The 23,130-nt window shown below is 62.2% G+C and carries 21 protein-coding genes and 1 pseudogene; 7 read left to right on the top strand and 15 right to left on the bottom strand.

What is annotated here, in order from left to right; all coding sequences use genetic code 11:
- Positions 1 to 52 precede the first annotated feature (52 nt).
- The 6 genes from V4529_08440 to V4529_08415 all read right to left on the bottom strand — a co-directional run bounded on the left by V4529_08440 (position 53) and on the right by V4529_08415 (position 6,150).
- Positions 53 to 349, bottom strand: coding sequence for a hypothetical protein (locus V4529_08440; GenBank protein ID MES2358361.1), 297 nt, complete (start codon positions 347 to 349; stop codon positions 53 to 55).
- Positions 350 to 625: 276 nt separating this feature from the next.
- Positions 626 to 1,711, bottom strand: a complete 1,086-nt coding sequence (locus V4529_08435) for a DUF2156 domain-containing protein (protein MES2358360.1) — start codon at positions 1,709 to 1,711, stop codon at positions 626 to 628.
- A 23-nt stretch (positions 1,712 to 1,734) separates the two neighbouring features.
- Positions 1,735 to 2,526 (bottom strand): DUF2461 domain-containing protein, encoded by a 792-nt coding sequence (locus V4529_08430; GenBank protein ID MES2358359.1) that lies wholly within the window; start codon positions 2,524 to 2,526, stop codon positions 1,735 to 1,737.
- A 3-nt stretch (positions 2,527 to 2,529) separates the two neighbouring features.
- The gene (locus V4529_08425) at positions 2,530 to 3,657 is read right to left on the bottom strand and encodes an AI-2E family transporter (GenBank protein ID MES2358358.1); all 1,128 of its coding nucleotides are present in this window, start codon (positions 3,655 to 3,657) and stop codon (positions 2,530 to 2,532) included.
- 20 nt (positions 3,658 to 3,677) lie between these two features.
- Positions 3,678 to 5,276 carry a S41 family peptidase gene (locus V4529_08420; protein ID MES2358357.1) on the bottom strand — a complete coding sequence of 533 codons (1,599 nt, stop codon included), beginning with the start codon at positions 5,274 to 5,276 and terminating at the stop codon, positions 3,678 to 3,680.
- 13 nt (positions 5,277 to 5,289) lie between these two features.
- Positions 5,290 to 6,150, bottom strand: coding sequence for a replication initiator protein A (locus V4529_08415; protein MES2358356.1), 861 nt, complete (start codon positions 6,148 to 6,150; stop codon positions 5,290 to 5,292).
- Positions 6,151 to 6,215: 65 nt separating this feature from the next.
- Here V4529_08415 and V4529_08410 point away from each other — a divergent pair, with 65 nt between their 5' ends.
- Both V4529_08410 and V4529_08405 read left to right on the top strand, forming a co-directional pair.
- Complete coding sequence (locus V4529_08410) at positions 6,216 to 7,583, top strand: phospholipase D-like domain-containing protein (GenBank protein ID MES2358355.1); 1,368 nt, start codon at positions 6,216 to 6,218, stop codon at positions 7,581 to 7,583.
- Positions 7,568 to 11,737 carry a DEAD/DEAH box helicase gene (locus tag V4529_08405; protein ID MES2358354.1) on the top strand — a complete coding sequence of 1,390 codons (4,170 nt, stop codon included), beginning with the start codon at positions 7,568 to 7,570 and terminating at the stop codon, positions 11,735 to 11,737. Before V4529_08410 ends, V4529_08405 begins: the two co-directional genes overlap by 16 nt.
- A 50-nt stretch (positions 11,738 to 11,787) precedes the next feature.
- Here V4529_08405 and V4529_08400 read toward each other — a convergent pair whose 3' ends face one another.
- A complete protein-coding gene (locus V4529_08400) occupies positions 11,788 to 12,927 on the bottom strand; it encodes an FAD-binding oxidoreductase (protein MES2358353.1) in 1,140 nt (379 codons plus the stop codon).
- A gap of 197 nt (positions 12,928 to 13,124) precedes the next feature.
- On the opposite strand from V4529_08400, the gene V4529_08395 reads away from it, so the two are divergent.
- Entirely contained in the window at positions 13,125 to 14,075 is a 951-nt protein-coding gene (locus tag V4529_08395) for a DMT family transporter (GenBank protein MES2358352.1), read from the top strand.
- Between the two features lie 49 nt (positions 14,076 to 14,124).
- Here V4529_08395 and V4529_08390 read toward each other — a convergent pair whose 3' ends face one another.
- The 5 genes from V4529_08390 to V4529_08370 form a co-directional block, all read right to left on the bottom strand.
- Complete coding sequence (locus V4529_08390) at positions 14,125 to 14,670, bottom strand: MerR family transcriptional regulator (GenBank protein ID MES2358351.1); 546 nt, start codon at positions 14,668 to 14,670, stop codon at positions 14,125 to 14,127.
- Positions 14,577 to 15,614: an alpha/beta fold hydrolase gene (locus tag V4529_08385; GenBank protein ID MES2358350.1), complete on the bottom strand. Its 1,038-nt coding sequence runs from the start codon at positions 15,612 to 15,614 to the stop codon at positions 14,577 to 14,579. Before V4529_08385 ends, V4529_08390 begins: the two co-directional genes overlap by 94 nt.
- 211 nt (positions 15,615 to 15,825) lie before the next feature.
- Positions 15,826 to 16,824: a hypothetical protein gene (locus tag V4529_08380; GenBank protein ID MES2358349.1), complete on the bottom strand. Its 999-nt coding sequence runs from the start codon at positions 16,822 to 16,824 to the stop codon at positions 15,826 to 15,828.
- Between the two features lie 140 nt (positions 16,825 to 16,964).
- Positions 16,965 to 17,795 (bottom strand): MqnA/MqnD/SBP family protein, encoded by an 831-nt coding sequence (locus tag V4529_08375; protein MES2358348.1) that lies wholly within the window; start codon positions 17,793 to 17,795, stop codon positions 16,965 to 16,967.
- Positions 17,796 to 17,826: 31 nt separating this feature from the next.
- Complete coding sequence (locus V4529_08370; GenBank protein ID MES2358347.1) at positions 17,827 to 18,381, bottom strand: hypothetical protein; 555 nt, start codon at positions 18,379 to 18,381, stop codon at positions 17,827 to 17,829.
- Positions 18,382 to 18,394: 13 nt separating this feature from the next.
- Here V4529_08370 and V4529_08365 point away from each other — a divergent pair, with 13 nt between their 5' ends.
- Positions 18,395 to 18,574 (top strand): hypothetical protein, encoded by a 180-nt coding sequence (locus V4529_08365; GenBank protein ID MES2358346.1) that lies wholly within the window; start codon positions 18,395 to 18,397, stop codon positions 18,572 to 18,574.
- 17 nt (positions 18,575 to 18,591) lie between these two features.
- Here the strand turns inward: V4529_08365 and V4529_08360 are convergent.
- From V4529_08360 to V4529_08350, 3 genes and pseudogenes are all read right to left on the bottom strand, one after another.
- A pseudogene (locus tag V4529_08360) lies at positions 18,592 to 18,696 on the bottom strand (hypothetical protein).
- Positions 18,697 to 18,791: 95 nt separating this feature from the next.
- On the bottom strand, positions 18,792 to 19,703 hold the full coding sequence (locus V4529_08355; protein MES2358345.1) for a serine hydrolase: 912 nt from the start codon (positions 19,701 to 19,703) through the stop codon (positions 18,792 to 18,794).
- A gap of 107 nt (positions 19,704 to 19,810) precedes the next feature.
- Complete coding sequence (locus V4529_08350) at positions 19,811 to 20,284, bottom strand: YbhB/YbcL family Raf kinase inhibitor-like protein (protein MES2358344.1); 474 nt, start codon at positions 20,282 to 20,284, stop codon at positions 19,811 to 19,813.
- A 299-nt stretch (positions 20,285 to 20,583) separates the two neighbouring features.
- Here V4529_08350 and V4529_08345 point away from each other — a divergent pair, with 299 nt between their 5' ends.
- The 3 genes from V4529_08345 (at position 20,584) to V4529_08335 (ending at position 23,109) form a co-directional block, all read left to right on the top strand.
- Positions 20,584 to 21,225, top strand: a complete 642-nt coding sequence (locus V4529_08345; GenBank protein ID MES2358343.1) for a CARDB domain-containing protein — start codon at positions 20,584 to 20,586, stop codon at positions 21,223 to 21,225.
- A gap of 133 nt (positions 21,226 to 21,358) precedes the next feature.
- Complete coding sequence (locus V4529_08340; GenBank protein ID MES2358342.1) at positions 21,359 to 21,814, top strand: hypothetical protein; 456 nt, start codon at positions 21,359 to 21,361, stop codon at positions 21,812 to 21,814.
- An 83-nt stretch (positions 21,815 to 21,897) separates the two neighbouring features.
- Positions 21,898 to 23,109 carry an MFS transporter gene (locus V4529_08335; protein MES2358341.1) on the top strand — a complete coding sequence of 404 codons (1,212 nt, stop codon included), beginning with the start codon at positions 21,898 to 21,900 and terminating at the stop codon, positions 23,107 to 23,109.
- Positions 23,110 to 23,130 lie beyond the last annotated feature (21 nt).

Raw genomic sequence — 23,130 nt, 5'->3', positions numbered from 1 at the left:
CCTCCTGCCTGAATATCAGGCTTATTGAGGCGTCCATCAAATCGGGGCAAGTTCAGAGCGCTTGACACGGTACTCCGAGCGTTAGCTCCATTGCCGGAAACACTATAAGCGGTCGTCCTGTATCCTCTTCGGCAGTGGTCGCCGCATCACGAATGTATTTGACAAATGCCATGTCATGATGATCGGAGATTGCTACGGCATCAATGTTCTTGCGATGACATTCGGCGACGAATTCGCGTGCGTACGCCCTGCGCTCGTCGTCGCTCACCGCGCCATTGCCGGACCATTGGCGATCACGAGGCGTATGAACTTGAAAATCACATCGATGGTAATGTGCGCCTTTGTCCATACACTTGGCTCTCTTTTGTTATTTCGAAGTCGCAAGGCTTGCCTATATAACATCGTAGGATCAAGTCAACTATTACAGTGATGCTCCAGGAGCGCGCACTGCGCGATAGATGTATCGAAAGGAGACGTACTCCCCTCGATGTGCTTGGCTCCATCGAGCACTTTGCCAACCACGCTGGAGCACTCAACTTTAGGCTTTTTGAACCCCATGAATCTAGAGTAGCAACCACCTGTAGCTTAGCCCTGTCTCCAGTGACCGGGCCGCATGCCAAGCGTATCAGTTGGTTCGGTGCAACCACCGCAACTCCTGTCTCGCGGCTTGAATCAGCCCGCGTGCAATCGTCTTAAACGGCCTCCCCTGTGTAAACGCCGATCCTATCGCATACAGCGATCGCACCGAGAATCGAGACTCGTTCGCAAGAGCAAACACCGCCTCCCACCTCTCCGGCGCAAACTTCGCTTTAAAGGAATCCAACCCCTCGAAGTTGTAAAACCGCCGCCCATGCGCCCGCACCCACTTGAATCCAATCTGAATCAAAAGTGAGTGACTGGTAAGATCCCCACCCCTCGTCGACAACGGCGCCAGTCCCAGCGTCACATAGTCAGCCCTCTGCTCCGCCACCCACCGTACAGCGCTGTCAATCATCAGCTCCGCAGTCCCATTCGGCGCCCCATGCCCCCTCACGAACTGTTCGGTGAGCCAGCCGCGCCGAGCCGGTATCGGTGACGCAACCAGAAACCCCACCGGCACTCCGTCGCGCGTAGCGACAAACACCCGTCGATCCCGAAGATTCCCCAACGTCTCCGGCTCGACCAAGAAATGCAGCGGCGGCAACCCTCGCGTCCCCAGCCATTCCTGAAGCAACGTCTTGAGCTCGGGATTATGCTCAGCCCGGTCCGACGGCCACAACGCAACGCTCACACCCTTGTTCCGCGCACGATTCAACTGCGCGCGCAGCGAAGAGTGTGTGGTGATGATCCCAGCCCAGTCTGACGGATCCCACGACGGCTGCGCGCCGAGCAATATCGCGGTGTGCGTTTTCGTCCCGCGATACAATGCATCGAGACGTTCTTCCGCGCCAAAGTAAACGACGCCGGCACCAGCCGCACGGGAATCGCGCTCGAATTCTTCAGCGACGTCGCGCAGGTCAGCATCCGCAGCAACAGGCGCTCCACCCACCACTCGTCGCCCGCCAGCTCGTACATACCCAACTACCGCCGGATGCAACCGCGAGAACCAGAGCTCGAACCCAGGATTCAGTATCTGGTACGCAGTTGAATTCCACCCATACTCCAGCACCAATTCCCGCGCCCGGTCATACTCCGCGCCGCTCTGCGCACTCGGCGTCATCACGGCGCTCATTTCTCTGTATTGCGCGGGAGTGGTTATCGCCGGCTGTGCGCCGGAAGCCCGAGCACGCGATTGAGCCAGCGCACCAACGGCAACATCGTCGCGTACTGCTTCGCAACCGTGTCCGGCAGCTTTGCACTCGACATGTCGTCTTCCGAAAGCTCGCGACTCACCGTGAACGACTTGTACCGCAACAGGTCAGCAGCAGGATGCTCCGGATCGAACGCGCGCGGCGTCCGCTTCAACACCGCCTCATCGCTCAACGCACCGAACGCGCGCTTGAACGCAGGCTGCCGCAGTATCGATCTCAACGCATCCGGATCATCCGCGATTGCTTCACGCAGTGTCTTCAAGGCGGCCGCAGGTGGCATCCAGATCCCGCCCGCAACAATACACTCCCCCGGTGCGATCTGAAAATAGAACCCAGCTCCACCGTGCACGGCAGCAGTACCAACAGCATGCCCCGCATCGCGATGATAGAACCACGCCGCAGCGTTTGTCTTGTACGGCGACTTGTCCTTCGAGAACCGCACGTCGCGATAGATCCGGAATATCGACCGCTTGGGATTCCCCACCATCTCCGGCGCAATCTCGCCGAGCCGCGCGTCGATCTCCTCGACCAGCACCTGCAGCGGTCGCTTGACTTCAGTTTCGTATCGCGACCGGTTCGCCTCGAACCACTCGCGCTTATTGTTCCGCGCCAGGCCGCGCAGAAAGGTCAGTGCCGCAGGTCTGAATCCGGTGAACTTCTCAGGTGCGTTGCTTACTGACTTTCTCTCCGTCTTTCCAGCCGCCTTTACCGTTGTCTTCTTCTTCGTAGTCGCCATCTCTCACGTTGTTGCGGGTCGTACCGCGATCCGTCGCTCATCCGCGTCGCGCTGGCCGAGGAACTCGCCAACGCCCGAAAGCCACTCTACATGATCGCACACTATCTTGAGCGACGCCAACATCGGGACCGCGATGAATGCGCCGGCGATCCCCCAGATCTCCCACCAGAACGCGACTCCGATGAATATCGCGACGGGGTTGAGAGACAGACGATGGCCCATCACCATCGGCCCGATAAGGTTGCCCTGGATCATGTTCAGCGCGACGAAGCTCCCGGGCACGATCAGCGCGTGCGCGACGTTGTCGAACACGGTGAGCGATGCGATGGTGAGAATCGCAACGAGCGTGAGCGCGCCGATGTACGGTATGAACTCGAGACAGGTTACAAGTGCGCCCCACAGAAACGGGTTCGGCATCTTGAGCAGATACATGATGCCGGTGAACACGGCACCCTCGGCGACGTTGAGCAACGCCGACGTCACGAGATAACGCGATATCGACGCCTCGATCTGCCGAGCCACTTCGATCGCCACTTGCTGGCTCCCTGGCCCCGTCGCAACCTTTATCGTCTTCTGCAAAAAGAGGTCGCCCGCTGCCAGCAGAAAGAAGAGCAGTACGAGCACCTCGAGCAACGCCCCGATGATACTCTGCGTCGTTCCGAAAAAGCGCGATCCCATGCTCGGTCCCGCCACAACAACGGTGCGCGTCGGTGTGCCATTGCCGGATACGCTGGTAACCTTGTCCATCTGCTCGGCGGTGCGCGACACCTGCTCCATCGGCTTCATGATCTTGTGGAGCTTGTCGCCGGCCTGCTTGAGCGTCGCTGGCGCGGACGTGAGCCATCCCTGCGCGGGCGCCGCGAGCTCGTACACGCCGAGGCCCAGGCCGCCGGCGAGCGCGAGTATCAGTACGCCGGCTGTGAGCGGCGCGGGAACGTGCAGTACTCTCCGCGACCACCTGATCGCCGGGCTCAACAGAAAGCTGAGCTCGAAGGCGAAGAAGATGGGGATGAAAAACGCGCGGCCAAAGTACAGCGTGTAGACCACCGCGAGCAATGCAAGAATTGCAAGGCTCAGCGAGTGGCGCATCACGCTGACTTCGGCCGCGCGCGCTTCAGTTTCGTCTGTCACGGCGCGTTGTTCGATGCGGCTTACCGGTTCGATGCCATGCCCTGCGCCTTCTGCGCCAGAGCGAAAAGTCCCTGCGTGTTCTGTACGCCCTTGAGTGCCGCGATCGCCTTCTGAAGCTGATTGTCGTCATCGAGATACTTCCGCTTGGCCGCGGAATCGCCGAACGCCATCGTCGTGATGCGCTGCCCGATGATGCGGTCGAGCTCGGTTCCGGCGCCCTTCGCAAGCAACGTCGAATCGACCGTGACACCCTTCTTCTTCAACTGCGCGAGGAAGGTGTTCCGCATCTCCGGCGTCACCGTGAAGTTGGGCTTCACCTTGCCCTTCATCTCGGCGGCGTAATCCTGCATCGCCTGCGCGAAGATCTGGGACTTTGGCGCGAGGCTCTTGAGCAGGTCCTGCTCCGGCGTGCTCAACGTGTCAGGCTTGACGATGATGTCAGGCGTGATGCCGCCACCGCCGTACACGATGCGGCCCGCGTCACTCTTGTACTGCGGACGCGCACGACGCATGGAGTCGGTCTCGAGCGAGTCCGGCATGACTTCCACGAACTCTCCGTCCGGCAGCAGCTTGCGTTCCTTCTGAATCGACCGGCCACTCGGCGTATACCACTTGGCCGTCGTCATCTTGAGCGCGTAGCCACCATCCAGCTTGAAGAGGCTCTGGACGAGACCCTTTCCAAACGACGTGGTGCCCATGATCAGCGCGCGGTCGTGATCCTGCAGCGAGCCGGCGACGATCTCCGACGCGGATGCCGTATGGCCATCGACGAGCACTACTATCGGGATCTTGGGCTCCTTGGGCGCGTCGGTCGCGCTGTACGCCTCGACTTCACCCGTGCGTCCGCGAACGCTCAGGATGGACTGGCCCTGCGGGAGGAACAGGTTGCTGGTGGAGATCGCCTGGTCAAGGAAGCCGCCCGGGTTGCCGCGCATGTCGAAGACGATGCGATTGGCACCGGCCTTGGTGACGTCGGAGATCGCGTCGCTCACTTCCTGCGTCGCGGTCTCGTTGAACTGCTGCAACGGGATGTAGCCGACGTTTCCGAACACCAGCGTGAATGGAACTGCGGGGATGTGTACGATGGCGCGCGTGAACGTCACCGGAATCGGATCGGCCACGCCGGCGCGCCCGAACTTGACACTCACCTTGGTGCCGGGATCGCCCTTGAGCTTGTCCGATACCTGGGCGCTGGTCCAGCCGCGTGCGTTTGCGGTATCGATCTGGAGAATCCTGTCGCCTTCCATCACGCCGCCTGCTGACGCCGGCGTGTGCGGGAATACGCGCTGCACGGTGATGAAGCCGCTGGTCGGCGCGATCTCCATGCCGATTCCGCCGTACTTGCCGCCCGTCTGCTGGCTGAACTGGTCGAATTCCTTCTTGGTGAACAGGACGGAATAGGGGTCGTTCAGCTCCTTCACGAGGCCGGTTGCGGCCTTCTCGTAGAGCGCATTGGCGCCGACGCTATCGACGTAGCGCGAGGCAGTGATTCTAAGCACTTCGTCGAGCAGCTGAGCGCTGGCGACAGTTTCGTGCTTCTGATAGACAAAGGCCCCTACAACGAGGGGGAGCACGACCGTCCCGAGGACGGCCAGGTGTAGGACGCGAGGTTTACGCATAGTGGTTGTAAAACTACGGGGCTATAGTGTTCCGTGTTGCCAGCACGTAGTCCACGTGCCACTCACGGTCGAGCTGGTGAAACGATGCGTCTCTAAGGAGTCCCGCGGCGATAAGCATCTCGTGCGCCGGTTGTAATACCCGCTGCAGATGAGAAGGATATCGCTGAGTAAGAGGCAATTGCGAAGCCAATAGGCCAAGAGAGATGCGCCAGGTTATGTGGTCCTGCGATCTGGCCGTTGCCAGCAGACGGTAGAGCCGGCGAGCGACCGGGTTGGACAGACTGCCATACTGCTGGAGCGAGAGCGAGATGGTGTTGCCGGCCGCGATGTTGGCGCGAAGCTGCGGTGATACGACTACCCGGGCGTCGCCAGGCTCCGAGGCCGAAAGTGCTGAGAAAAGCGCCAGCTGGTCCCGATCCGTCAATCGGCGCCGCTGGATCGTGACCGAGCTGAGAATGGTGAAAGTCCCTTCGAACGGTCGTTCGGAAGCAATCTGGTAAGCGCCGCTCGATTCAAGTCTCGTCCGCTCCAGCCGGTTCAACGCGGATCTGAGCTGCTCGTAGGTGCGGCCGTCCACCTTTCGGCCGATCGATCGGAGGAACGAGTGAAGCGTGAAGCGAACGACACCATCGGCGGGGAAGCCAGCCTCCCCGAAGCGGTGCAGGATCTCGACGTAAACGTCCTGATCAAAGGTACCCGGTAGCCTGTCGCCGGGTGCAGGCAGCACGCGCCAGCGGCCACCCCCCGGGGGGGTGTACGTTATGGCACCCTCGTCCGCCGAGTCGCTGAGGCGGAAGAGGGGAAGGGCTTCGAGCGACCGGTCGAGGGCGACTGTCTTGCTCGTCGGCCGTCGGCCGGGCACTGCCAGATGCATACCTATAGAATAGGCGATGCCGGCACGCTTGGAAGAGGGAAGTGGAACGGGAAGTGAATAGGGGAATGGCGAACCTGTGGCGTCGAGCAACCGGAGACCAGACCATTCACAAGCCGAGTGACGGATCATTGATAGCACTTCTGACGTACGCCGGCGAGATAGCGGTCACTGTCGTCGTTCTCGCATTGGTGCTGATTGGCGTTCTGTCGGTAACGCATGGTACGCCAGTGCGCACGGTGATAGCTCCAGGCACCGCCGATCGACCGCCCGTGGTAGGCGATTCGCTCTTCGCGGAAGCGATGGAGCTGTACACCAGCACCCACTTCTCGCGCGGTAATGCGGTTACGCTCTGCCTGAACGGTGACGGGACGTATCCGCGATTATGGAACGACATATCATCTGCGAAGCACACGCTCACGGTGCAGATGTATTACTCCGAGCCTGGCAAGGTCGCGGATGAGATGAGGGATCGTCTGATAGAGCGTGCGCGTGCAGGAGTCCGCGTGCTGGTACTGCTCGACGCGTTTGGATCCGGTCCGCTGCGCAAGACCGATTTCGTCGAGAAGCTGCGTGCCGCGGGTGCACGCGTTGCGTGGCTGCGGAGTATCCGGTGGTACACACTCAATCGCGCGGCAACGCGCTCGCACGTGCGCGCGGTGGTGATCGACGGTCACATCGCGTACACGGGCGGCTTTGGTCTCGCCGATTACTGGCAGGGTGACGGCCATCACGAGAACCAGTGGCGCGAGTCGAACGTGCGCTTCGAGGGGCCGGCTGTCGCTGCCCTCCAGGCTGCATTCGCCGCGGGATGGGCCGAGGCTACGGGAATGCTGCTCACCGGCGATACGTTCTTCCCGCCCGCTATCTTCGAGCCGGTAGGCAATACGGTCGCCGGATTGATGTACACCACTCCGGCGGTCGGCAGCACGATCGCAGAGCGTTTTCTCGCACTGACCATCGCGAGCGCACAGAAGACTCTCTACATAACCAATTCGTACTTCGTGCCGGACGCGGAATTCCGCACGATGCTGATCGATGCTGTCAAGCGAGGAGTCGATGTGCGTGTGATCACCGCTGGCGACAGAAGCGATGTGAAAACCACGGTGTTCGCAGGGCGGGCATATTATGAGCAGATGTTGCGCGGCGGTGTGCACATCTACGAGTACACTCCGACGATGATACACTCCAAGACGATCGTTGCGGATGGATTGTGGTCATCCGTCGGCTCCATGAACTTCGACAACCGCTCGCTTGCGTTCAACAACGAGTCCAATCTCAACGTGCTCGGCGCCGACTTCGGCACCGAGATGGATTCGGTCTTCATGGACGATCTCAAGTACTCCAAGGAGATAAAGCTGCCCGAGTGGGAGCACCGGTCGCTGTACGAGAGGACGATCGAGTGGGGGGCGGAGAAGTTGTGGCGCGTTCTGTAGATCCTCTCGCTGACTTCCATCCCATAGTCCGCGAATGGTTCACCGAAACTCTCGGTGCACCATCGCCGCCACAGATTCAGGGATGGCCGGTAATCGCGAGCGGCGACCACACTTTGATCCTCGCACCGACCGGAACTGGAAAGACGCTCGCCGCCTTTCTGTGGGAGCTGAACGCGCTCATCGTCGAGGGGCTCGCGGCGCCGCTCGCGAACGGTGTGCATCTGCTGTACGTGTCACCTCTCAAGGCGCTCAACAACGACATCCAGCGCAATCTCGAGCGGCCACTCGCCGAGCTGCGCAGGAGATTCGAGCAGGCCGGCCTCGCCTTTCCCGAGATACGCGTGGCAGTGCGCACCGGCGATACGCCGGCCAGCCAGCGCCAGCGCATGATCCGCAAATCGCCCCACATTCTCATAACGACGCCTGAATCGCTCAACATCATGCTGACTTCGCTGCGCGGACGCGGGAGGTTCGCATCGACGCGCACGGTGATTCTCGACGAGATTCACGCTGTCGCAGGAACGAAGCGTGGAGCACATCTGGCCGTTACGATGGAACGGCTGGTTCAGCTCACTCCCAGTTCGGAAGGTCCACAGCGAATAGGTCTGTCGGCTACGCAACGCCCCCTCGACGAAGTAGCTCGCTTCCTCGGCGGCGCCGATCGCAAGGTCTCGGTCGTGGATTGCGGACTCGCCAAGGAGCTGCAGCTGTCGGTGCAATCTCCGGTCCCGGACCTCGCCAGGGTCGATGGCAGCGTGTGGCCTTCGGTTGCGCAGCTCGTGCTGAACGAAACACGCAACGCACGCACGACACTCGTCTTCGTGAACAATCGCGCGCAGGCGGAGCGCATCGCGGCACGCGTAAACACGCTGGCGGAAGAAGAGATCGCGCAACCATATCACGGCTCCATCGCCCGCGAAAGACGCCTCGGACTGGAACAGCGTCTCAAGGCAGGCGAGCTGCGCGCGCTCATTACCACCAGCTCGCTCGAGCTGGGCATCGACATCGGCAGCGTGGATCTCGTGATCCAGCTTCAATCCCCCAAGCGCGTCTCAGCGGCGCTGCAACGCGTAGGACGCGCGGGACACACACTGGGCGTTGCGAGCCGCGGCGTCTTTGTCCCGACCTTTCGCGATGATGCGATGGAGACCGCCGCAATAGTCTCGGCGATGCGCGCAGGCGAGGTCGAGCCCACGCGCGTAATTCAGAATGCGCTCGACGTACTGGCGCAGGTGATCGTCGCGGCGGTATCCGTGGATGACTGGGATGCGGACGAGCTGTACGCCCTCATCCGGCGTTCGTATCCGTACAACGCACTTCCGCGCGCGCCATACGACGAGGTCGTCGCGATGCTGTCCGGCAAGTACCCGTCCGAAGTCGCGGCGGAGCTGGAGGCGCGCATCTCGTTCGATCGTGCGACGAACAGGCTTACGGGTTCACGCGCGAGCAGGATGACGGCGGTGATATCCGGCGGCACAATCCCGGACCGCGGTCTCTACACGGTGAATCTCGCGGACCGCACCAGGCTCGGCGAGCTGGACGAGGAATTCGTGCACGAGTCGCGCGTCGGCGACGTCTTCCAGTTGGGATCCACCACGTGGCGCATCGCGGAAATAGGCCACGATCGCGTGGTGGTGACGCCAGCGCCTGGCGCGCCGGCGCGGATGCCGTTCTGGCACGGCGAATACTCGGCGCGATCCGTGGCACTCAGCGCGCGAGTGGGCCAGCTGCGCCGCGAGCTGGTCGCAGGTGTGAGCGACGATGAGCTCACCGAGCGTTACGCATGCGATGAGGCGACGATCGACACGTTGCGCAAGTACGTCGACATGCAACGTCTCTCGACTGGCGTCGTACCGGACGATCGCACCATCGTCATTGAGCACTTTCGCGATGAGACGGGCTCGGTGCGCGTCGTGATCCACGCGACGTTTGGCGGAAGGGTGAATGCGCCGTGGGCAATGGCTCTGGCTCACCGTGCTCGCGAATCACTGGGCGGTGTGGACGTTCAGGTTCAGACTACGGACGACGGCATCATGCTCCGTATGCCGGATCTCGGATCGCCGCCGCCGGTTCACGCGCTCATGGGAATGACCGCCGCGGAAGCTGAACAACTGGTGATGGAGGAGGTCGGCGCGTCATCGCTGTTCGGTGCGCGGTTCCGCATGAACGCGGGCCGTGCACTGCTGTTGCCGCGCGGAATGCCGAACAAGCGCATGCCGCTCTGGCTGCAACGGCTCAAGGCGCTGGACCTGTTGCAGACCGTGCGCGAGTTCCCGAGCTTCCCGATCCTGGTCGAGACGTATCGCGAAGTCCTGCAGGACGCATTCGACATCGAGTCGCTGAAGGATGTTCTGCGCGCGTTGGAAGACAAACGCATCGCGGTACACGTTGTGGAGACCGACAAGCCGTCACCGTTCGCGGCCAGCCTTCAGTTCGGCTTCGTCATGGACTGGCTCTACGGCGACGATACTCCGCGCGCCGAGCAGAGAGCCGCGCTCCTGTCGCTCGATCGCGCGATGCTGGACGAAGTGATGGGCAACGTCGAGCATGACGACGAGACACTGAAAGCGCTGTGGGAGATAGTGGAGCGCCGAAAGAACGCGCTCGAGACGAGCACGGATCCAGCGCGCGCATCGGACTATGGTCCCGGAGAAGGCGGCCGGCGTGGTCTTCTCGCCAGGTATGTAGCGCTCGCCGGCCCTGTCACCGTTGGCGAGATCCACGAGCGGTACGGATGGCCGGTGCGCTGGATCGAGGCGATAATGGACGAATGGCGCAAGCGCGGGCGCGTTGTCGTTGGTCGCTTCCGGCCGGAGGTGAGCGGCGTCGAGTATCTCTCTCGTCGCACCGCGGAGATTGCACGTCGCCGGGCACTCGCTGCGCTGCGCAAGCAGATCGCGGCCGTGGAGATGCCAGCGTTCGCTGCATTTCTCTCACGCTGGCAGCATGTGGATCCACGGGACCAGCTCGATGGTACAGGTGGCGTGGAGACCGCGCTGCGCCAGCTTTACGGACTCGCGCGTCCCGCAGTGGCGTGGGAGCGCGATTATCTCAAGTCGCGCGTTCGCGATTACAATTACGCGTGGCTCGCCGAGTGGATGTCGGGTGGTGAGCCCGTATGGATCGGGGAGGGGAACCGCGATGGCGACGCGGAAGTCGTTGCTTTGGCGCGGATGCGATTCGTCGAGCGTGGTCGGGGCGGCGTGTGGCTGCAACCTCCCGACGAATCGGTGATCGCCGAGCTGAGTGCAAATGCGCGCACCGTGTACGACGCGATAGTTCAGGAAGGCGCGTCCTTCATTACCGATCTGCAGGCGACGATTTCGATCTCGCCGTTATCGCTGCGCGAAGCATTGCGCGAGCTGTCGGCGCTCGGTCTCGTCACCAACGACACCGCTGAAGCGATGCGGCAGGTGCTGCGATGGAAGCCCATCATGCCAAACGCCGCGTATGATCCCGATCGCTGGCTTCCGACGAGTTTCTTCGACGGGACAGACCGCCAGGTACGACAGCGTCGCCCAAATCTGCGCCGTCTCCCGAAATGGACGCGCCCTGATCGGCCCGGTCGTTCCGGCGGAGTGTCCGCGTGGACCGGACGCTGGTCGCTGGTGAACAAGCCCGGCGTACTTGGCCGCCCTCTCGATGCGGATGAGCGTGCAGCTGCGATCGCGCGCAAATGGCTGGAGCGATACGGAGTCGTGTCGCGCGACTGGTGGCGTCGCGAGCGCCCGCCCGTGTCGTGGCGCACGATCTACGACGAGCTCAAGCGACTGGAATTTCGCGGCGAGGTTCGTCGGGGTTACTTCGTGCGCGGACTCGCCGGTGCGCAATTCGCGTTGCCGGATGCCGTCGAGCGGCTGCGCGAAGTAGCGGGCTCGGATGCGCAGGAACCTCCGTTCGTGGTCATCGCGTCGAGCGATCCCGCCAATCCGTACACCCTCGCGCTCGAGGGAATCGATCGCGATCCGCTCTCGCGGCCGCGCGGTTCCGGTGCGTTGCTCGTGATGCGCGCGGGTCGTGTTGCGCTCGCGGTGGAGGGAAGAGGGAAACGGATCGTCGCCGCGGATTGGCTGTCGGAAGACGAAGCCGCGGAAGCACGCCGAGTGCTCGCCGGGCATTTACGCGGAGAGCGAGGCGCGCGGTATCTGATGTAGTACCTCGTCATCCCGTTTGCACGCGAAGATGACGACTGTGCTGGAACTGATTACGCGTTCGGTGCCAGCGCGGAAAGCAGGTCGGACTGTCCCGTGACCGCTATCTGCGCGACCATTCGCCCGTACAACGCCCCGATCACATTTCCCGTTCCGCTGTAGCCACCGATCGCCCACACTCCCTGTCGCACCTGCTCCATCACAGGCAGGATTCCTGACGAGTACGAAACAGCGGCGGCCCATCTGTGTCGTACTTGCTGCGTCACGCCGACAGTATCGCGCAGGACGCGCTCGATGCACTGCTGCACTTCGCTCGTCGGATCGGTGTCGGTCGTCCATTCATCTTCAACGAATCTGTCCCGGCACCCGCCGATCACGATGCGGCCATCCTGCAGCTGCTGCCAGTAGTCGTAGCCCCATCGGCTGTACACAGGACGCGGAATGTCGACGTCCGGTGCAGGGTCGGTGCCGAGCATCTGCAATCGCGCGGTACGCACGCGCCCTGCAAGCTCCGGGAGCAGCAGCTCGAGATGTCCGTCCACGGCAACGATGACATGCTTGCAGCGCACGCGGCCGTCGCTCGTGCGCACCTCGCCGTTGCCGAGTGATACTGCGCGCGACTGTTCGTGCAGCGTGGCGCCGAGTTCCACTGCACGTTGTGCGAGAGTGCGACAGCGCGCGAGCGGATTGAACGAACCATCCGCGGGAAAGAGGAGACCGCGTCCGTCGGGACCAGCATATGGCGTGACTGCAAGTCCGTCGGCGCGCATTGCGGCCAGTTGCAGAGCGCAATCACCCTCTTCTGCGTCAGAGCTCGCGAGCCGCAGTGAGCCGCAACGTCGTACGGTTTGAGGAGCGTCCTCAGCGATGCGGTCCATCTCGTCGAGCGTGAGCTGATAGATGCGCCGCGCGCGTGCATCGCCGAGCGCAGCGACGGCGTCGTGGTAGAAGGCGGAGAGACCGGCGAGTAGAAAGCCGCCGTTACGTCCCGCGGCACCGCCGCCGACGGAGTTCGCATCGAGACCGACGACGCGCTGTCCAAGTCGGAGCAGCTCGTGGATGCACGACAACCCGGAGCCACCGAGCCCCACGACGCACACATCCGTTTCCGTGTCGCCTTCGAATTTCGGGAACGAGACGGACGAAAGGTCTTCGCCCCATGCGGGCGTGTTGAAACTGCGAAGCGTATCCACGTTCGGAGAGAGTAGCGGTCAGACACCCGCGGGGCAAGCAATGACAGGCTGAATGCAAATCGCCGCCAGCTGCTCATGCATGACTCTCTTCGCCGCGTCGAGTCGCGCCGTTGCGGAAATATCTGCGATGTGGTTCGATCGCAATCTCTTTGAGTCACCGAGCAGCACGAGTGCCCGTTGTGCTGTTATCTTGGCGCATGGATCGCCCGACTAACGCCACGATCGCCGAGCGCACCGGACCGCGAATTACGCCCGGCTGGGTGCTGGGTGCATCGCTGCTCGGTATTTCCGTTGCGGGACCGCTCACGCGACTGTCATCCGCCGATCCACTGGCGATTGCCATTGGGCGCATCGCGTTCTCGCTCGTCGTGATCGGCGTGTTGCTTGCGGCGACCGGCGAGTGGCGACAGTTCGCGCGGCTCGAGCGCTTCGAATGGTTCCTCGCCGTTGGCGCGGGCGCGGTGCTGGCGCTGCATTTCTGGTCCTGGAATGCCTCGCTTCATCTCACGACAATTGCAGCGTCCACTACGCTGGTGACGAGTCTTCAGCCCGGCTTCGTCGCGATCCTGTCGATCTTCATCGCGCACGAAGCGCCGAGCCGGCGGCAGATTGTCGGTCTGACCATCGCCACGCTCGGCGCTATCTCGATAACCGTGCCGGATTTCATGAATGGCGCCGCGACGGTTGCAACACCGAACCCGCTGCTGGGGAACGCGCTCTCCGTGGGTGCCGCGCTTGCGGCTGCGCTGTACATGGTCGTCGGACGCAGATTGCGCTCGCGGCTGGGCGCATGGTCGTACGTTGCACTGGTGTACAGCGCGGCCCTCGTAACACTGCTGTGCATAGCCGGCGTCACGGGAATACACGTCGCGCCTCAGCCACCGCGCGATCTCATGATCTTCGTCGCGCTCGCACTCGGGCCAATGCTGCTCGGTCATACGGGAATGAACTGGGCCCTGGAGCATCTGCCTGCCTACATCGTCAACCTCACGATGCTCGGCGAACCCGTCGGCGCAACGATACTCGCAGCGCTATTGCCCGGGATTCACGAAATTCCGAGATGGACCACGCTCGCGGGCGGTGTGATAATTCTGATCGGCTTCATTGTTACGGTGTGGAATCGGGAGGAGAAAGCCGTCGTCGCGTGATCCGATTCCGATTGCGCGCGAAGGGGCCAGGCGCGGATATATCCGCGCCCTACGCGCGCGTACCGTTCCTTCCGATCGCAGCGCGCACCGCTTCTCTCATCGCCATCACGACATCGTCGTCCGCAGCGCCGGAATCTTCCCGCACGTGCAGCTCGATACCATCCGCGACCAGCACTCGGCGCCACGTCGCCGGTTCGTCGCCCTGCATCACGACTTCATCGGCGCGAACGAGTAGTGCTGGTTCGAGTGATCCCGCCACGCGCTTCTCGAGCACGTCGCCCGTGAGTGTCAGAACTTCCTTCTTGATCGCATCCAGCGATTGACCTTCGCGCTGTCTGATCTTGACGGTCAGTAGCTGCAGCAGATGCCGGTAATGATACGTTGCTGCCGTGCCGGTACCTTGCGGGCGATCGATCAATCCCGCCGAAACGTAGAAACGAACCGATCGCGCGGACGGCGCTGCACGTGCCGACGCATTGGTCGGACGAATGCCTGCCGAGTCTACAAGACTGGCGGCGTGAGCGGCGAGCCCTCTGGCATTCCAGGGAGCGTGTCGTGCGTGGGCGCGGAGGAGGGCAACCGGCGATTCAGCCATGTGGATAGGATAACGTTAAAATCGTCTGGACGCTCGTCCTGCGGTAGATCGCCGGCTGGCGAGAGGATGTGGACGTCGAAATCCGGCTTGAGCGTTCTGAATCCCCGGATCTCTTCCACAGGCGCGATCTGCGCCTCCTCGCCCCAAAATAACAGCGCCGGCTGATGCAGGCGTCGGAGCGCTCGCCGCACGTCGATGTTGAGATGGCCCGCGATGAACGCCGCCGGCGCATGTCGAGCCCCGCGCTGATGCGAGACGTCATAGCTGGTGGCGACCAGCTCGTCGGTCACGAGCGTGTTATCCGCATAGGCCTCTTCCAGAAAATGCCTGAGGCTGCGCCGCGATACGAGGGCGTTGAACGCAGCCGTTCCCACCACCGGCGTATCGATCGCCATGCGGCCAGCGTCGCCGCCCACACCTGGTGCACCGTTGAGACGCGTCAGTCCGGTCGGCTGGATCAGCACCAGCTCCGGGAAACGGTGCGGGTCACGCGCTCCCAGTATTATCGCATAGGCTGCGCTGAGCGAGTTTGCTACCAGGATGCACGGTCCGCCAATTACCTGGGCGACAAAGTCGGATATTAGAGCGATGTACGTGCGCGAGGTGTAGCGGATCGCGGGCCGGTCGGACCGGCCGAAGCCGAGCAGGTCGATCGTGTAGACCGTGTGATCGCGGGCCAGGTAATCGACGTTGTGGCGCCACTCGAAAGACCAGGCCGCCGCATGAATTCCATGGATCAGCAGCAGCGCCGGCCCCTCGCCCCGCTTTGTGAACGATATCCGCCGGCCGCGCCAGCTCCAGCCGCCTTCCTCGCCACCTATGAAATTCGGAATCCTGTCGACGCCGCGCTTGGCGTACGCGTTGTAGGCCGCCGCGGCACCGAGTAGCGCGCCGCCCGATACCAGCAACCTGCGCAAGAAGGAAGAGCCGTCGTCGTTGCTCAATTCGTCACCATCGTCGTCGTGACGATGAGGTTCAATGCGGTGTCGAGCCATGGTCGGAGCGTCGTCGAAGTGTCTGTCCCTCTACCGCTGGCACATACCGGGCCGCGCGGATGAGGTTGAAAATGCCGAATCGTACGAATGAATGATACGAAGAAGGCCCCCGAAGGGGCCTTCTCGTCGATCGCTACCTGTGTAACGAATCCGATCGAAATCAGCGCCGCGAGCGCCCCGCGGACCGGCTGGAGGAGCGGCCGGCTTTATGAGTCGTCTTGTGACTGGCGCTCTTTTTAGCGGAAGTCTTTCCCGACTTCCTTGCCGCCGGCGCCGATTTGCGCGCCGCAGCCTTATGAGTCGAAGACTTCCGCGCTGTCGTCTTACTGGCGGCCTTGTGTGCGCCTGATGTCTTCTTTGTAGCGGCCTTCTTGGCAACGGTCTTCTTCGGGGCGGGCTTGGAAGCGGCCTTCGAATGCGACTTTGCAGCAGGCTTTGCCGCCTTTTTCGCCGCGGGTTTGGCAGCGGTCTTGTGAGCTGATTTCGCTGCCTTGTGAGCCGTTTTCGCCGCAGTTTTCGCCGCCGGCTTCGCAGCTGGCTTCACAGCTGGCTTCGGTGCCGGCTTCCCCCCGGACTTGGTCGCCGACTTGGCTGGCGTCGCCTTGCCGGCGCTCTTTGCGGCCGACTTGGGTGCAATCGGCTCGATGATGATTACCTCGTCGATATCGACGTCATCCAGATCATCCAGCTCGTCTTCGAGCTCCTCGATGTCGTCGTCGACGATCGGGGTCTTGGGCGGGATGCTGAGCGACGAGTCCAGCGATTCGAAGATCGAGCTGCCGCCGGAAGAAGTGTTCTTCTTGCCCGAGCCTTTCGGACGGCCGCGGCGCCCCGGAGCGCGCACGAGTGGACCGGTTTCATCGTCGTCGATGTCCTCGATCCCCATGTTCTGGGCAGCGCTCGTGGGAAACAGATCCGGCTCTTCGTCCTCGACACCCGCTTCGCCCTCGACGGCGTCCTCGTCATCCTCGTCGATGTCTTCTGCGCTATCCCAGAGCTGGTCGCTGTTGTCGCTGTTTATGCTCCAGCCGCCTTCGTCATCATCGTCTTCGTCGTAACGTGAACGGCGGCTCCGACTGCCTCCACCGTATCCGCCGAGGTCGTCGTCATCGTCGTCCGCGAAGCGGAACGTCTCTGGCACCTCGTCTCTGCTGGGCATTGCCCTCTCCTGTCTGGGGATTTCAGATGTCTCTGTCGCGCGTTGCACGTCGCGTGCCTTCTATACACGCGACATTGCACTTCGATCAGGATCTCAATTATTCGTCGCAACTACCATGCGTGCCGATTACGTGCAGGCGATCAGTCCGCGAATTCGACTTGTACGTCGCGCGTGATGATACCCGCTTTCACGCCACGGTCAAGGAGCAGTTTAACAGCCTCGCGTCCCCGCGGGCCATAGTCAAGTGTCCAGTCGTTCACATACATGCCGACAAACTCGTCCGCCTTGTCGCGCTCGAGCCCACGGGCGTACGTCATCGAGTGGTCCAGCGCTGCCTTCCGGTTATCGAGGCCATAGGCAATGCTCTGTTTCAGATGCCGCGAAACCCTCGCTATCAGCTCCGGCCCAAGGTCCTTGCGCACGACGTTTCCGCCCAGTGGAAGCGGAAGGCCGGTCTCCTGGAACCACCACTCGCCCATGTCTGCGACAAGATGCAGTCCGTCATCGGCATACGTTAGCTGCCCTTCGTGAATCAGCAAGCCGGCGTCGACATCGCCGCCCAGCACCGCCTGCTCGATCTTGTCGAAATGTGTCGGGACCGGGATGAAATCGGGCTGGTAAAGCCTGAGTGCGAGATATGCCGAGGTGAGCGGCCCGGGAATGGCGATGCGCTTGCCGATGGTTTCCTCGCGCGTCATCGGCGTCCGGGCTACGAGCTTGGGCCCGTAGCGGTCGCCCATGGAGGCGCCGTGCGGGAGCAACGCGTAGGCATCGGACAGATACGCATACGCATGAATCGACACGGCCGTAACCTCCAACTCCGCTCGGCGCGCCCGCTGGTTCAGCGATTCTATGTCCTGCAGCTCGTGCACGTACTTGATGCCATCAGTCTCGATCTTGCCCGACGCGAGTGCGTAGAACATGAATGCGTCATCCGAGTCGGGCGAGTGGGCGAGGTGGATCGTCGTCATTTAGTGAGTGTTATGCGTTTGGGGGCGGGCCTTACACGCCGGCGTCGATGTCTGCCTTGTGTCGCTTGTACTCCGGCAGATTCTTGGCAAGCTCCCGCGCCTTGACCCGCTCGAACGTGGCCTTGTACTGGTTGAGCGCAGCAGTGTTGCCCGACAGCTTGGCAGCCTGCGCCGCCAGCAGCAGGCCCAGCAGATGATCCGGGTGCTGCTGTAGAATCGTGTCCGCCTGGGCCTTCGCGATCTGCAGCGCGCCGGCGACCTCGCCAATGCGTCCGACGTCGAAGCGCTGGTCGGCGTCGAGCGGATGACCCTGCTCCTGCTCCACCATCTGATAGGCCTGCACCGCCATCGGGGCGAAGAAGGCGACCGAGTCGGCCTTCCCCTGATCATTTAGTCGCATAACGCGATCAAATAGCCGGTTGGCGATATCGGTCGGGGAAAGCTGCGAGATGTCCGGGGCGCGAGCGCCACCTGCTGCGCCAGCGGCGCCCGCGAACGGGGCAGCGGATGGATCCCCGCCGCCCATCGCGCCGGCCGGACCGGCGTCGACCGTGGGGTTGGGCAGCGCGTTCATCGGCGCGTCCACGGAGGATCCGCGCTTGGCGTTGAATCCTCGGCTCGCGAGCATCGCGAAGAGCGTGAGAAAGGCGATAGCGGCAACTGCCCAGGGAAGCGTGTTGGCCAGGGTCGCTCCGCCGCCGGTCGCAGCTGGAGCGGCGGCCGCGCCGGCTATGGCGCCGCAGTGGTGGCAGAACTTCGAGCCTGGAGTTAGTGGCTGACCGCACGAGGCGCACGGAGCGCTGTTGAGCGGTGCGCCGCATTCGGTGCAGAAGCGGCCCGTGCCCGGCGCTGAGCAGCGCGGGCAGGCGGACGGCGTGGATTGTGGCTGATCTGATGACATCGTGCGGGTAAATCTAGACGCGAGTACGTCCTATATGTGATCGTGGAAACCTGCCGGTGGAATCATTTTGCCGCAGGCGGGCGCGGAGCCGGTCCTCAGGCCTGGAATATCGCGTAGCCCATGCGACCCATCGTCAATTGAGGCTCGCTGTCCAGTATCCAGCGAGTGTCCTTGTTGTCCTTGGTCAACACGCACGCGACCACGCGATGCCGGAGGTAGAACAGCGAGCATTCGGTGCGGATGGCGTCGTCCGCTCCCGTCTTGTGAGCGGCGCGCACGCCATCGAGGTAGCGCTGCAGCAGAGTCTGGTCCTCGTTGTGCTCGAGTATGTAGAGCATCGCCGAGTCGGCCTGCGGATTCACAGCCTTGCCGGCGGCCATGAGCTCGAAGAGGTGCGCCATCTCGTTCGGTGTCGTGACACCAAGTCCGTACTTGACGGAGCTGTCCATCGCGACGCTTGTGTTTCGCTTGAACACCTTCGCATGCACCTTGGTGTGATGCAGGCCGAGTGATTCCATCTTGTCCCACATGGGGCGTATGGCGATGCGATCGAGGATGAGATTGGTCGCAGTATTGTCACTCAGCGTGATCATCAGCCACGCCGCGTCGTGGATCGATAGCTCGGTTCCGTTGTGGAGGAACTGCACGATTCCCGACCCCGGCACCTGATCGATCTTGAGAACGGTGACGAGGTCATCGAGCGATATGTTGCCCTTCGCTACCTGATCGTAGAGCGTGACGAGTATTCCGACCTTGATTAGCGATGCGGTAGGGAAAGTTTCGTCGCCACGTCGCGAGATGCGATCACCGTCGTCGAGGTCGATCACGCTGTAGCCCACCGTGCCATGGTGCGCGTCGGCGATGGAGTCCAGCACGTGTCGCAGCGCTGTCGTGTCTGCGTGCTGTGCGTGAGCTGTTGCGAGCGGAGCGATCGCTAACGGAGCCAGCACGAGCGCGGCGCGGAGGATACGTCGCGCCGCGCTCGTTGCGAATGAGATCGTGTGCATGGCGGTATAATGTCGCGCAGAGAGCGCCGGACCGCCACGATCCAGAGCTGTTGCACTCGCGTTACACGAGCTGTTACGCGAGTTGTCACATCTTCGCGAGGTCGCTGCTACTTGGCCTTCTGGTAGGTACCCATCACTTGAGCGGTGCCGAGCACGTGGCCCTTCATCGCGGCCTCCAGGTCGGCCTTGGTCGGGTGTGAGAGATCGAGTGTCGTGTCGAGCGCGCTCAGCTTGAAGAAGTAGCGGTGCCGTCCGATCGGAGGGCATGGGCCGCCGTATTCAGGTTTTTTCCAGTCGTTGTAGCCCTTGCCGGTTCCCGCGGGCATCGCACCCTTGCCGGCTCCTTCAGCGAGCATGGTCGTCGCGGGCGGGATGTTGTACGCCACCCAGTGCACGTAGGTCATCTTGGGCGCGGCTGGATCCGGTGCGTCGGGATCATCTACAATGAGAGCGAAGCTGCGCGTTCCCGCCGGAGCGTCGGACCATGCGAGCGGTGGTGATGTATCCTCGCCCGAGCAGGTGTACTTGGTGGGAATGTTGCCGCCCTCCACGAACGCGGACGACGTGAGTTTGAACGTCATTGCACTGCTCCCTGTTGGTTGTTGCGTTGTTGCGGCCATGGTCTGTGCGCTTCCGGACTGAGTTGGCGGTGCTCCGGCGGAGGTATCCTCCTTTTGCACGGCGCTGCGACTGCACGCACCGAGTGCTGTCGCAAGGATACAGATCGCTGCTGTGGATTTTGTCATGGCCGAGAAAATGCTGCTTGTAATGTGCCAGAAGCTCCTTGCACGATGGCGAAGTATTCCCATGGAGGGACGCTGGTCAAGTCGTGACCGATCCAGCCGACACTTACCAGGGAAGACTTCAACCCCGGTATTGTATGCGCACTTTTGGATCGCCGTTGGGCGTTGCATTGGCCATCGCCTCGCTACTGGCACCTTCACAGCTCCTTGCCCAACGAAACGTCCGGCGCTCCGCCTCTGCGGTTCGTGTGTCCGCGCAGCCGGCATCGCCCGATCGATCCACGCAGACGCGCTCTGCCAGCTCCCCAGCCAACTCCTCTGCGCGAAACTGCACTCCCGACTGTGGCGACTACTCACTGGCGATAGTGTCGGCGGTAATGCCCTCGGAGGCCGCGCACGCTGCATCGGACGTGGTCACTCTGGTGATCGAGAACCGTGGAACGATCGCGGCCCCTGTTTCGATGGTTTCGGTCGCACCGCGTGACCATCTCAGTCTGGCCAGACAGGCGACGATACCGGCGCTCGCGCCGGGCGAGCGTACCACGATTCGGCTTCCGGTGGTGACCGCAGCCGACGGAACCCAGTGCGTTTCGATCACCATCAGCCCGGCACCCGTCGCCGATCCGGCGACAGCACAATTTCTGGCCGCGGCGATTCCGGATCCGTTCATCCCTGTGCGGAGCTTCGGTGAGCTGGCTGGCGATGGTGCCCTGGCGGAGATGCCATGGTTGCAGAGCACCGGTCTCTTCGCGAGCGGCTGGTCGCCGACTGGCTGGTAACGAACCGTCGACGGCGTAACGATTCGGGGCGGCCAGTGATGGCCGCCCTTTTTGCTTTGTTGTGTACTTCTCCGCTAGCGCGAGCACGCCCGATGCACGATGATTCGAGAGGTCCACAGTCAAGGAGGTAGTCGTGGAATACGCAGGTTCCAACCGGCCGAGGCATTTTCATGCGATGGTGCCACCCGTCGCCGGTACGATATTCGCCGTCACACTCGCGTTCATGCTTCTCTTTCCGTTCGTGCGTCTGTCACTCGCCGGCTCGGGAGAGCCCGAAACACTGCTCTTCCTGACCAAGACGGATTTCGGTTTGAACATCTTCGCGCTGGTGTTGTTCCTGGTTCCGATCGTCGGCGTAGCGGCGTCGCTGGCTCTGCGTGAGAGCCGAGCGCTGGTGGCAGACGCGTTGCTCGGCCTGATAGGCGTCGTGATGATTCCGCTCGCGATACTGACCGTCGGCCACGATGCTGGAAGAAACGCAGCGCTGACGTCGCATGTATCGATAGGGATCGGGACGATTCTGGTTTCGATCATGCTGCTCGTCGTCACTATAAGCTCCGGAATCGCAGTCCTGCAGGGCAGACGGTAGGATCGGGCATCAGAGAGACTGCCCTTGTGGCCATGCATCTCGCGATATTGCTGGTGAACTGATTGACGACACGCGAGAACTGATTGGCGACCAGGAGCAGGGAAATTGGCGCGACCACCGGCGCGGCCATCAAGGTCCTGGGAGCGATTGCATTCTGTCATCTGCTGAACGACATGATGCAGTCGCTCCTGCCGGCGATCTACCCGATGCTGAAGACGAGCTACAGGCTCAACTTCGCGCAGATCGGACTCATCACGCTTGCATATCAGATGACTGCGTCGATGCTGCAGCCACTGGTTGGCCTGTACACCGATCATCGGCCGCAGCCCTACTCGCTCGTCGCCGGCATGAGCTTCACCTTGCTCGGTCTGCTGCTGTTGTCGAGAGCCGCGAGTTTTCCCGCGCTGCTGGTCGCGGCATCGCTGGTCGGCGTCGGCTCGTCGGTGTTTCATCCGGAATCGTCGCGTGTCGCGCGCATGGCGTCCGGTGGGCGGCATGGATTTGCGCAGTCGATGTTTCAGGTCGGCGGAAATGCCGGCTCTGCCATCGGGCCACTGCTCGCTGCGTTCATAGTCCTTCCGTTCGGACAGTCGAGCATTGCGTGGTTCTCCGCCGCGGCGCTCATCGGAATCATCGTACTGTGGAACGTCGGCACCTGGTACAGCGCAAATCGATCGGTTGTCTCGCCGGTACGGGGGAAAGTCACTGCTGATCACGTCACGCTGTCGCGTGGGAAAGTGCGGTTCGCGCTGGCCATCCTCATGGCGTTGCTGTTCTCCAAGTATTTCTATCTCGCGAGTCTCACCAGCTACTACGCGTTCTACCTGATCAACAAGTTCCACGTATCGGTGCAGAGCTCGCAGATCCACCTGTTCGTGTTTCTCGGCGCCGTTGCCGCCGGCACGATCATCGGCGGCCCGATCGGTGACCGGTACGGCCGGAAGCTCGTGATCTGGTGCTCCATACTTGGCGTGCTTCCGTTCACGCTGCTGCTGCCGTACGCAAATCTGTTCTGGACCGAGATCCTGAGCGTGGTGATTGGTCTCGTGCTCGCATCGGCATTTTCAGCGATCATCGTGTTCGCGCAGGAATTGGTGCCGGGAAAGGTGGGAATGATCTCCGGTCTGTTCTTTGGCCTCGCGTTCGGTGTTGGCGGGATTGGCGCAGCATTCCTGGGCCAGCTCGCCGATCACACGAGCATCGACTTTGTGTACAAGGTCTGCTCGTACCTGCCAGCCGTTGGACTGCTCACGGGTTTCCTGCCGAACATGAAACACGTCGACGTGGCAGCGTGAAAACTGAAAACGGGGTCAGAG

This window comes from Gemmatimonadota bacterium (assembly GCA_040388625.1).
Classification (GTDB): Bacteria; Gemmatimonadota; Gemmatimonadetes; order Gemmatimonadales; family Gemmatimonadaceae; genus Fen-1247.
This window is presented reverse-complemented; position numbering and strand designations above follow the sequence as displayed.